Source organism: Roseiflexus sp. (assembly GCF_057785375.1).
This window is the reverse complement of sequence record NZ_JBYNRX010000110.1, coordinates 41,051-51,746: the sequence shown is the minus strand read 5'-3', so window position 1 is coordinate 51,746 and position 10,696 is coordinate 41,051. Positions and strand designations below refer to the sequence as shown.

The window sequence follows — 10,696 nt, the reverse complement described above, 5'->3', positions numbered from 1 at the left end:
CCGCCACCGTAGCCGCCGCGACCACCGCCGCCGCCGCCATAACCGCCGCGACCACCGCCGCCGCCTTCACCGCCACCGTAGCCGCCACGACCGCCGCCGCCTTCGCTGCCGCCACCATAGCCGCTGCCGCCCCACCGTCGCATAGTCGCCGAACGCCTCCCCGCGCTCGTCGTAGCACACCACGTGGTCCCCCTCGACCCCCAGCCACACGTCGGCAATCTCCAGATGCACCCGTCCTTCGCCGTCCGGCGGACGCAGCCGATACCTCCCGCCCTCCAGCCGGTAGTCGAGCAGCCGCACCCGTCGCACTCCCCCACGCCTCACATCGTCCACAATCACGTACTGCCCCACCCCCGCCCGCGCATAGTGCTCCACCTTGCGCTCCAGGTCATTCTCACGCGTCTCTGGCGACGTGATCTCGATGATCAGCGCCGGACGTGCCCCCTCGACCGCCACCTCGAACGTGCTCCAGTCCCGCCGTTCCGCAATCCCCGGAATCACCATCATGTCCGGTCCGTGCGCCCGCAGGTCGGGCAGGTCCCAGGCGATGCGCACGTCGCTGAGCACAATCGCCGCGCCGGACCCCTCCAGCCGCGCGCGCAACACCGCAGTCAGGTACATCCGGTCGGTCTCGTGGCGGTCGCTATGCACGATGAAATCTCCCACTTCCGGGTGCAGCACATCCTCCAGCGTCAGCGGAACCTGTTCCAGATTGTTGGGATCATCCGGCGTGGGACGCCGCACGAAGCGCCAGCCGTAGCGAAACGGGTCGTCGGCGCGCGCCGTCTCGGACGCGGGCGGGGGATGGAGCGTGGTGCGGGTCATCGGTCTGACCTCCTGACGAAGAGCGTGCAACAGACGTTCGTATTGTAGCACATCCATTGGCGCCCTGCGGCGTCGCGCGCGTGCGCCGAACGGTGCGCGCCCCCCCTGGCGACCTCGCTCCCCTCTTCCGGCGTGGCGGTCCGGTCGCCCCGTCGGCGCAATTGCGCCAGGCTGGCGCGTGCCGGGAAGGGAGGCGCGCACTCCTTGGCGAGGGTCCAACCCGCAGCAATGCGGCGGTTGCTGAGCGCGCCAGCATCCGCCGGGCTTCGCCCACCATTATCGGGGCGACCTGGCGGGAGCGATCGCCGACTTCGACAAGGCGCTGGCGCTGGACCCAAATGTAATCACGTATATCAACCGGGGTCTCGTCCGCTACCAGCAGGGCGACCGGAAAGGAGCGCGCGCCGATTTCGAGCGCGCCCGTGCCATAACAACCGATCCGCAGTTGCAAAAACAGCTGGACCAACTAATCGCGGCGCTGCGGTGAAGCATCCCAAACTCCCAACGCAACGGCGCGCCAGGGGTTTCCTTGAGGCACTGATCGCGGCGCTGCGGCAAGCATCAGTTGGTAGAACGTCTCTCCTCGCCCGGCGCCCGACGCCTGCCCCCCGGTTCTTTGTTCTCATACTACCTTGCGGTCAGTCAGACAAGATGTTCGAGCGCCCGGTTCGCAAGGCATACTGATCCACAACGCGCGCTGGCGGTTGTGGACGCATGACTGCGCATTGGCATCAGCAGCCCCGGCGGGGCTTTCACTTGCCTCAGCGAGGGCTTTAGCCCGCAGCGCCCCGGCAGTATTGTACGAATGATCGCACATTAGTATCAGTTCTCGCAACCCCTGATCACCGCCAGCGTTCGACGCGCAACTTCGGCAGGCGTGCCAGAGCCGTCGATGCGACGCAGAATCCCCTGATCGTCATAGTAGGCAATCAACGGCGCAGTCTGCTGGTGGTACGCCGCCAGGCGCTGTCGCACCACATCAGGACGGTCGTCGTCGCGCTGCACCAGCCGTCCGCCGCGCTCCCGACAGCGCATGATGCTCGCCAGATCGTCGATATGCACCGGGAACGGCTCGCCAGCCCCTTCGCAGATGCGCCGTCCGCTCAGACGGCGCACCACCTCATCATCGGCGACATCGATGGCAATGACCATGTGCAGGACGCGATCACAGTCGGCGAGCATCGCGGCAAGGCCCAGCGCCTGACGCATGGTGCGCGGGTAACCATCGAGCAGGATGCCCTGGTCTGGATCGAGCGTTTCCAGGCGGGCGCGCAGCACCCGATCCATCAGCGCATCGGGCGCCAGGTCGCCGCGTTCGAGCAGCGGCGCCACCTCACGTCCGATGGATGTGCGGCCTTTGATCTCGGCGCGCAGCAGCGCTCCGGTCGAGATCGGAACCAGCGGCAACTGATGGACGAGTTCTTCGGCAATGGTACTCTTGCCGGCGCCAGGCGGACCCAGCAGGACAATGTTGAGCGCGGCATTCATGCGCTTCTCGCTCCTAAATCCTCGCTCCCAAAGAACGTTTACAGCGCGCCGGATGAGCCTGGAGAGAGTGCATCGTTGACCGAATCTGGATCGACGGTGGTATGCCGATCAAGACGACGCTCGAAGGCTTCCAGCGACATCATCAGTTGATCCTGGCGGATCGCAGCAGTGACATCGCCGCGGGTCCGTTCGAGCACGGCGCGCAGCGCGTCGGTCGTGCGCCGCAGGCCGCCGGTGACGGCTTCGGGGTAGTCCACCGTCATCAGAAGACTGTAGACATCTTCCATCACTGCCAGCAGTCCGGCGCTGCGGGCGGTTGCGCCTGTGCGCAGGCTGTCGAGAATGGCGCGGCGCAATTCCGACGCCGCCTCAGCCAGTCCGTTAAGATATGCCGCTGCATCAACTCCCAGCGCCGCCGCATCCGGCGGCGGGTCGCCGTGGAGAAACGCATACACCAGCGCAGCCTCGGCGTACTCCTTGAGCGCGTCTTGTGAGTAGCCAGCGTACAACAGATCGGGATGATCGGCAAGGCTCTCGCGCAACGCGCGCGCTGACGCGCCCGCTTCCGCCAACAATACGGCAGCCTCGGCAAACTCACGACGATGCGCCGCACGAATGGTGTTGGCGCACTGGCGCGTCAGCGCGCGCGCCAGGGTCAATGCTCGCTCGCGCGCAGCATGACACGCCTCGATCTCCGCGATAGCATGGGCAACAATCGTATCTATCGAGTTCATGGCGTTCCTTCTGGCTTCTCTTTCGCTGCCGGAAATATCCACAGTATAGCCAGCGCAGTAACTCGTAGCGAATCTCAAAAGTCGTTCCCCGACGCCTGTGCTATACTGAAGCCTCTACCCGGCAGTCGCTCATAGACAGGCATCTGACGTATGATGATCAATCGGCGTTCGCATAATGTGCTCAATGCTGCTGAAACGCTTCCCGTTCGCGCCGTTGACTGGCGCCGCTTGCTAACCTACCTGAACCCGTATCAGCGGCACATGGCAGGCGCGCTGCTGGCGCTGGCAGGCGCAAGCGCCATCAACCTCGGATTCCCGCTCGTCATTGTCCAACTCCTGGAAGCGGTGCTGCAGCAGGGCGATCAAACGGTGCTGACGAATCTGACGCTTGCGCTGATTGCGCTCTTCTTCCTCCAGGCATTTCTGACATTCCTCCAGGGATACATCCTCAACATCGTCGGTGAGCGGATCGTTCTCGATATGCGCGTCCAGTTGTATCGTCATTTGCACACACTGTCGTTGAGTTTCTTCGCCAACCGACGCGTCGGTGAACTTGTGTCGCGCATCTCCAGCGATGTGACGCAGGTGCGCGCTATTCTGACGAACAATGTCACCCAATTTCTGTCGAGCATCGTCGCACTGATCGGTGCGATCATCATTGTGTTCCTGCTCAACCCGCGACTGGTGGGGTTCGTGCTGGCGCTGGCGATCAGCGTTGTTGCCGTTGCCGCTATCTTTGGGCGCTGGTTGCAGCGTTTCAGCACCCGCGTTCAGGACGAACTGGCAGATGCAACGGTGGCGGTCGAGGAGGGATTGCAGGGGGTGCGGGTAGTCAAGAGTTTTGTCCGCGAGTCGTATGAGATCGAACGGTACGAGCGCGCCATGCAGCGCACCCTGAAGGCGGCGTTGCGCCTGGCGCTGCTCCGATCCGGGTTTGGCGGCCTGATGGCGTTTCTCGGATTCAGCGGCATCGCGGCCATCCTCTGGTTCAGCGGCAGCGAGGTGCTGGCAGGGCGCATGTCGTTTGCGACGATCAACGGTTTTCTGATCTATGCGATCACCATCGGCGCCAGCCTGGCGCAACTCTCCGGGTTATACGGCCAGTTCCGCGAAGCGGTTGGCGCTGTGCGGCGCGTATTCGAGATCCTCGACACGCAGCCGGCCATCGGCGATGCGCCGGATGCGCGTGATCTGCCCCCGGTGCGCGGCGAGATTACATTCGACAATGTATCGTTCGAGTACGAAACCGGGCAGGGGGTGCTGCATGACATCGCATTGACCGTGCAGCCAGGCGAAATCGTGGCGCTGGTAGGACCGAGCGGCGCCGGCAAGAGCACGCTGTTCAACCTGATCCCGCGCTTCTACGATCCGACTGCCGGGCGCGTTCTGATCGACGGATACGATCTGCGGAACGTCACGCAGCGCAGCCTGCGGGAACAGATCGGTCTGGTGCCGCAGGAAACGATGCTTTTCGGCGGAACGATCCGTGAGAATATTGTGTACGGAAAACTGGACGCCAGCGACGAGGAGATCGTTGCCGCAGCAAAAGCCGCCAACGCGCACGACTTCATCATGACAATGCCGCGCGGCTACAACACGCTGGTCGGTGAGCGCGGCATCAAACTGAGCGGCGGGCAACGCCAGCGCATTGCGATTGCACGCGTGATGCTGAAGAACCCGCGCATTCTGCTCCTCGACGAAGCCACCAGTTCGCTCGACAGCGAATCGGAGGCGCTGGTGCAGGAAGCGTTCGAGCGCCTGATGCGCGGGCGCACATCGGTCATTATCGCACACCGGCTCAGCACCGTGTCGATTGCCCACCGGATCATCGTGCTCAACCATGGGCGCATCGTCGAACAGGGAACCCACGAGGAACTGCTGGCGAACCAGGGGCTGTATGCGCGCCTCTACGCCCTGCAGTTCCGCGAGGGGGTGATGGTGGGGTGATTCGGGTTGAAGGTTGCAGGTGGGAAGGTTGAAGGTTGAACGTTCCATGCTGAACGTTGAATGTTGAATGTTGGACGTGGTCAGTCGAAGAACGCTCCCGACCCGTGAGGTCTCTACCGCCGATCCTGCACTGTGGTGGAGCGTCGTTGGCGAAATCGCTCCACCCCGGAATCCATGATCCTGACCTCAAGGTTCCAGGGGACAACGTTCGTGTTCTTCGTGGATACATATTTTGAACTTCGTGCTATTTCGTGTCCTTTGTGGACAGAGAAGGAGGTTACCATGCAAACCGGCGGACCTGTCAGCCAGTTTGTACGGCATCATTTCCGCCACTTCAATGCCGCAGCGCTCGTCGATGCCGCAGAGGCGTACCGTGCGCATCTCGATAAAGGCGGGAAGATGATGATCACGCTTGCCGGCGCGATGAGCACGGCAGAGCTCGGGCTTTCGCTGGCGAAGATGATCCAGCAGGACAAAGTGCACGCGATTTCGTGCACCGGCGCCAATCTGGAAGAAGATATCTTCAACCTGATCGCCCACGATTTCTATGAGCGTTTGCCGAACTACCGCGATCTTACGCCCGCACAGGAGCAGGCGCTGCTGGAACGCCACATGAATCGCGTCACCGACACCTGCATTCCAGAAGAGGAAGCCATCCGCCGGCTCGAGAAGGCGCTGATCGAAGAATGGATGCGCGCCGATCAAACCGGTGAGGCTTGCTTTCCGCATCAGTTTCTCTATCGCATTCTGCGCTCAGGCGCGCTGGAACAGTACTACCAGATCGATCCGCGCGACTCGTGGATGTATGCCGCAATGGAGCGCGATCTGCCGATCTATGTTCCCGGATGGGAGGACTCGACGACCGGCAATATCTATGCGGCGCACTGTATTGCCGGCGAGATTACGAATGTTCATACGGTGCGCAGCGGAATCGAATATATGATCGACCTGGCGGACTGGTATACCAGGACTTCCGCCCATCACTCGATCGGGTTCTTCCAGATCGGCGGCGGGATTGCAGGCGATTTTCCGATCTGCGTCGTGCCGATGCTGCACCAGGACCTCCACCGCACGAATGTGCCGGTCTGGGGATACTTCTGCCAGATCAGCGACTCAACGACCAGTTATGGATCGTATTCAGGCGCGGTGCCGAACGAAAAGATCACCTGGGGTAAACTCGCAGTGGAGACGCCGAAATTCGTCATTGAGTCGGACGCCGCCATCGTTGCGCCGCTGATATTCGCCCTGGTGCTGGGCTGGTGAACCTGTCCCGCAGCCTGCCTTCAGGTGAAAGAGTAAAGCCTTCCTCTTTACAGAATAGAACACTTGTGCTATACTACTCACACGGATTCCAAACAAGGAGGAATGGCATGTTTCAGCGTCTCGACGAGTTGCATACCGGCAGCCTGTATATCCTGACCGGTCAGGCGGGAGCGGGCAAGTCGCATCTTGCCGCCGCCGCTCGCCGCGCCGGAATGTTATGGGTGCTCGACACCGAAGGCGCGGCGCAAAACCTTGCGGGCAAACCCGGTATTCACCGGCGCATTCAGGTACTGCAATCGCTGTCGCTGCGTGCGCTCACGGCTGCAATGGAGGAGATTCGCGCGCAGGGCAAACCTGGCGATACCGTGATCCTCGACTCGATCTCCAAAGTCTTTCAGGCGATGCGCGCCTATGCGCAACGGCGCGCCGGCGCCGAGACCGATCGGAAGACGGGGATCGCGTATGATGAGCACGCTTCGGTCAATCGCAACATGCAGGCGGTTTACACCGGGCTGACCGAGCTGAAGCATGCCGGGTTCCACGTCATCATCATCGGGCATCTGGCGCGTAAATACCGCGCGCTCGACGATGGCGGGCTGCACGATGAAGGGTTGCGTGTGCTGGCAGACGATCAGATTGCCTATGAGGCGGACGCTATTCTGCTTGTCGAGCGCGACGGTGATGAGCGGTTCGTCACGCCGATCATCAAGCCGCCTCGTCCAGCGCATCTGAAATTGGGCAAACGCTATCCAGCAGTGCTGGCAGCGCTCTACCCCGAACAGACGCCTGAAAGTGATGCGAAGCCGCGGCGTAAAACAGCAGCCGGCGCAGCCGCACCAGAGGAAACGCCGGAAGCAACCTCACCCGCTGCGCCCGAACCTGCCGCTGCGCCCGCGCATGCCACGCCGCCACGCGACGCTGCCGAGGCGGAACAACGGTTCTACGCCCGCTATGCTGGCGTCATCGGCGGTACGGCGTGGTCCGATGTGCAGCGCTATTTGCAGAGCCGCGCCCCGCGCCCAACGACGGTCGAAGGCTGGATCGCCGTCGCCGAAGCAGTGCGCGACCGCGCCCGCGCCGAAGGGGTATCGGTTATGTCGGCGTAACACAGAAATGGCGGCTGTACCAATTGACCAGCATCCGGGTTGGGCGTAGCCGGGCGTATCAGAGCAACGTCGAAGGCTTACGTTTCGGCTGCAAAAATGCTTCTGCACCGCACGCACGCGCATATTCCAGTGCATACGCCGACAGATCGTTCTCCTCGCCATTGAGATACGCGCGTACTGCGGGCAGCAGTGCGCTCACAGCGTCTGCCAGATGCGGCTTGATCTTCACTCCCGGTCGTTGCGCCGTCAGAATGGCGCCGTAGAGCACTGCACGATCCGCCTCGCGCGCCAGATCGTCCGTCGTTACGCCAACCCGACACGCGGGTCGTGGCTCTTCGTCGGTCATGGTTCGTCTCCTCTTCATCCGAACGCCATACCGGGCATTCTCGTGAACTGAACGTCTGCGCCTTCCCTGCGTCTGGAGCAATAACCACAGAGACACAGAGGGCACAGAGTTGTTCCACACGTTCGTTGCAGGTTGGTTCCTGGTTTCTGGCTAAGCAGGGCGACCAGCAAGGATTGGTTCTCGGTTCTCGGTTCTCAGTTCTCAGTTCTCGGTTCTCAGTTCTCAGTTCTCAGTTCTCGGTTCTCAGTTCTCGGTTCTCAGTTCTCAGTTCTCAGTTCTCGGTTCTCAGTTCTCAGTTCTCGGTTCTCAGTTCTCAGTTCTCGGTTCTCAGTTCTCGGCTCTCCTCCCCGCTTCATGGTATACTTCACTCAGAACGAATACCATTGTCTGGGAGATAACCGTGCCATACGTACCGGTTCCAACGATTGTTGAGCGCACCCCGCGTGGTGAACGCTCATGGGATCTTTTCTCGCGCCTCCTGCAGGAACGCATCATCCTGCTTGGCACCCCTATCGACGACGAAGTCGCTTCATTGATCGTTGCGCAACTGTTATATCTGCAACATACCGATCCCGACCGCGACATCTGGTTTTATATCAACAGTCCCGGCGGCAGTGTGCGCGACGGGCTTGCCATTTATGATACGATGAAACTGATCTCGCCCGATGTATGCACCGTCTGCCTTGGGCGCGCTGGCAGCATGGCCACCATTCTGCTTGCCGGCGGCGCACGCGGCAAACGCTACGCCCTCCCGAACGCCACAATCCACTTCCATCCGGCCGGCGGCGGCGCCGAAGGGTATGCGCCCGATATGGAGCGTATCGTCAAAGAACTGTTGCGCATTCAGGAACTCGGCAACAGCCTGCTTGCCAGAGATACCGGAAGGACAGTCGAAGAAATCGCCCGTGATTTCAGCCGCGACCGCTTTATGACTGCGCAAGAGGCGCGCGAATACGGCTTTATCGACGCCATCCTTGAATCGAAGAAACTTCCGGCGTCAACGCCAGCATAGGGCATTCAGGCGTTCAAACGCCCCGCCATCCACGCCGCCATGCGCCGGAGCGCTTCCGGATGCAAAATAAGCGTCAGGTGACCCGCATCCGGCACGAGCAGCATGGTGGCGCCGGATGGCGCAGCACGCCATACCTCCTCCGCCTGCACCCGCTTGACGATCGCATCGCGTTCGCCGTACACCAGGAGCAGCGGCGTCTCGATACGCGACAGGCTGCCACACAGATCACATGCAGCGATCAGGTCCCAGGTGCTGATCGCTGCGCGAATGCTTGGCGTGCGCTGTGCGCGCACCAGACGATAGACGGCGCTCCCCAGGTGCATGATCGACGCCTCGCGGAGGAGATCGATCACGTATGGCTGAAAAAGCGTGCGCGCCTCGTTCCACCGGTCATGGTTATCGAAGCGCAACACTGGCGGGGCTTCCATAATCGCTAGCGCATCGACCTCCAAACCGTCCGCTACCGCACGCGCTGCCAGGCATCCGCCCAGGCTGATGCCCAGTATCCCAACCCGCGCATGGCGGGCACGCAACCAGCGTACCGCCTCGGTGGCACACTCGAGCATCTGTGGATAGCGTTGCACCCGCGGGTTCTCGCCGTGGCCGTCGAGATCGACCAGCAGCACAGCCATCTTTTGTCGCAACAAGGCATTGGTCAGGCGCCACGAGAAATAGGTTTTGTCGCACCCCGAGCCATGCAACACCGCCACCGCCGCCTGAGCGCCATTGCGCGGCACGACATACAACCCCGGCATGAACGCTTCCGGCATTGGAATATCAATGCGCGCAACCGTGCAGTCATCGTACAACCCCGGTTTGAGCGTCGCGCGTGCGTCCAGCGCACGCCGCCGCATACCGGCTGCCGCTGCCTGAATCACCAGCGCGGGGAGCGCCGCCAGCGCCAGCGCCGGCGCCCGTTGCCGCCACGTAGCGTTGCGCGGATGCAACGCCAGCGCCGCAATTGCCAGCAACGGGCGCAGCGCCGGATGCCCCCAGCTCAATCCACGCCACCCGCGCATATCGGAAAGGAACTCATACACGATCGCCGCTAACAGCAGCGCACGAAGAAAGAGCGGCATACATGCTCCTCGATCATACTCAAACTTCATAGTATCATACCCGGCACAATGCTACTGCACTGTCAAGGAGGAAATGATGAGCCTGCTACAAGGCAAAAAAGGTCTGGTCATGGGCGTCGCCAATGATCATTCGATTGCCTGGGGAATTGCGAAGGCGCTTCACGCACAGGGCGCCGATCTCGGCTTCACCTACGTCGGCGAGGCGCTCGAACGGCGGGTGCGTCCGCTCGCTGAGAGCCTCGGCGCGCGCCTGATCGAACCGTGCGATGTGCAGCGCGACGAGGACATCGACGCGCTGATGGCGCGTGTGCGCGATGTCTACGGCTCGCTCGACATCATCATTCACGCGATTGCGTTCGCCAACCGCGATGAACTGAACGGACCCTACCTGAAAACCACGCGCGAAGGGTTTCGCCTGGCGCTCGACGTGAGCGCCTATTCACTGACGGCGGTCGTCAAAGCCGCGCAGCACCTGCTCGCTCCTGGCGCATCGATTGTCACGCTCACGTACCATGGATCGCAGCAGGTTGCCCAAAACTACAACGTCATGGGGGTCGCCAAGGCGGCGCTGGAGGCGAGTGTGCGCTACCTGGCGAATGACCTGGGTCCGCGCGGCATTCGGGTGAATGCGATCAGCGCCGGTCCGATCCGAACCCTGGCAGCCAGCGGCATCGCCGGCTTTCGCACGCTGCACAAACAGTTCGCCGAAGTCGCACCGCTGCGCCGCAATGTCACAATCGAAGACGTCGGGAATGCCGCCGTCTGGCTGTGTAGCGACTGGTCATCGGCGGTGACCGGCGAAATCATCTATGTGGATGCGGGATTCCGCAACATTTCGATCAGTTTGCCGGAGTGACCGCTTTCTCGGCTTGATCGACCTGCGTTACAGTCGCGTG

The 10,696-nt window shown here is 61.9% G+C and carries 11 protein-coding genes and 1 pseudogene; 7 read left to right on the top strand and 5 right to left on the bottom strand.

Going from position 1 to position 10,696, the window contains the following annotated elements:
• Window positions 1-96 precede the first annotated feature (96 nt).
• Window positions 97-825: pseudogene (locus AC3EA7_RS22060) on the bottom strand (Uma2 family endonuclease); the annotation flags it as partial.
• 80 nt (window positions 826-905) lie between these two features.
• On the opposite strand from AC3EA7_RS22060, the gene AC3EA7_RS22055 reads away from it, so the two are divergent.
• On the top strand, window positions 906-1,169 hold the full coding sequence (locus AC3EA7_RS22055) for a hypothetical protein (protein WP_488616234.1): 264 nt from the start codon (window positions 906-908) through the stop codon (window positions 1,167-1,169).
• Window positions 1,115-1,312 carry a hypothetical protein gene (locus AC3EA7_RS22050; RefSeq protein ID WP_488616235.1) on the top strand — a complete coding sequence of 66 codons (198 nt, stop codon included), beginning with the start codon at window positions 1,115-1,117 and terminating at the stop codon, window positions 1,310-1,312. The genes AC3EA7_RS22055 and AC3EA7_RS22050 overlap by 55 nt, the downstream gene beginning before the upstream one ends.
• Window positions 1,313-1,647: 335 nt before the next feature.
• Here AC3EA7_RS22050 and AC3EA7_RS22045 read toward each other — a convergent pair whose 3' ends face one another.
• Window positions 1,648-2,313, bottom strand: coding sequence for an adenylate kinase (locus AC3EA7_RS22045; RefSeq protein WP_488616233.1), 666 nt, complete (start codon window positions 2,311-2,313; stop codon window positions 1,648-1,650).
• A 38-nt stretch (window positions 2,314-2,351) separates the two neighbouring features.
• Window positions 2,352-3,047 (bottom strand): haloacid dehalogenase, encoded by a 696-nt coding sequence (locus AC3EA7_RS22040; protein WP_488616232.1) that lies wholly within the window; start codon window positions 3,045-3,047, stop codon window positions 2,352-2,354.
• A 150-nt stretch (window positions 3,048-3,197) separates the two neighbouring features.
• Here AC3EA7_RS22040 and AC3EA7_RS22035 point away from each other — a divergent pair, with 150 nt between their 5' ends.
• The 3 genes from AC3EA7_RS22035 (at window position 3,198) to AC3EA7_RS22025 (ending at window position 7,363) form a co-directional block, all read left to right on the top strand.
• The gene (locus tag AC3EA7_RS22035; RefSeq protein WP_488616231.1) at window positions 3,198-4,994 is read left to right on the top strand and encodes an ABC transporter ATP-binding protein; all 1,797 of its coding nucleotides are present in this window, start codon (window positions 3,198-3,200) and stop codon (window positions 4,992-4,994) included.
• A 282-nt stretch (window positions 4,995-5,276) separates the two neighbouring features.
• Window positions 5,277-6,257 carry a deoxyhypusine synthase family protein gene (locus tag AC3EA7_RS22030; protein WP_488616230.1) on the top strand — a complete coding sequence of 327 codons (981 nt, stop codon included), beginning with the start codon at window positions 5,277-5,279 and terminating at the stop codon, window positions 6,255-6,257.
• A 107-nt stretch (window positions 6,258-6,364) separates the two neighbouring features.
• A complete protein-coding gene (locus AC3EA7_RS22025; RefSeq protein ID WP_488616229.1) occupies window positions 6,365-7,363 on the top strand; it encodes an AAA family ATPase in 999 nt (332 codons plus the stop codon).
• Window positions 7,364-7,421: 58 nt separating this feature from the next.
• On the opposite strand, the gene AC3EA7_RS22020 is transcribed toward AC3EA7_RS22025, so the two are convergent.
• Complete coding sequence (locus AC3EA7_RS22020; RefSeq protein WP_488616228.1) at window positions 7,422-7,709, bottom strand: hypothetical protein; 288 nt, start codon at window positions 7,707-7,709, stop codon at window positions 7,422-7,424.
• Between the two features lie 400 nt (window positions 7,710-8,109).
• On the opposite strand from AC3EA7_RS22020, the gene AC3EA7_RS22015 reads away from it, so the two are divergent.
• Window positions 8,110-8,721 (top strand): ClpP family protease, encoded by a 612-nt coding sequence (locus AC3EA7_RS22015; RefSeq protein ID WP_488616227.1) that lies wholly within the window; start codon window positions 8,110-8,112, stop codon window positions 8,719-8,721.
• A gap of 5 nt (window positions 8,722-8,726) precedes the next feature.
• Here the strand turns inward: AC3EA7_RS22015 and AC3EA7_RS22010 are convergent, their stop codons facing one another.
• Window positions 8,727-9,800: an alpha/beta hydrolase family protein gene (locus tag AC3EA7_RS22010; protein WP_488616226.1), complete on the bottom strand. Its 1,074-nt coding sequence runs from the start codon at window positions 9,798-9,800 to the stop codon at window positions 8,727-8,729.
• Between the two features lie 76 nt (window positions 9,801-9,876).
• Between AC3EA7_RS22010 and AC3EA7_RS22005 the strand changes: the two genes are divergently transcribed.
• On the top strand, window positions 9,877-10,656 hold the full coding sequence (locus AC3EA7_RS22005; RefSeq protein WP_488616225.1) for an enoyl-ACP reductase FabI: 780 nt from the start codon (window positions 9,877-9,879) through the stop codon (window positions 10,654-10,656).
• Window positions 10,657-10,696 lie beyond the last annotated feature (40 nt).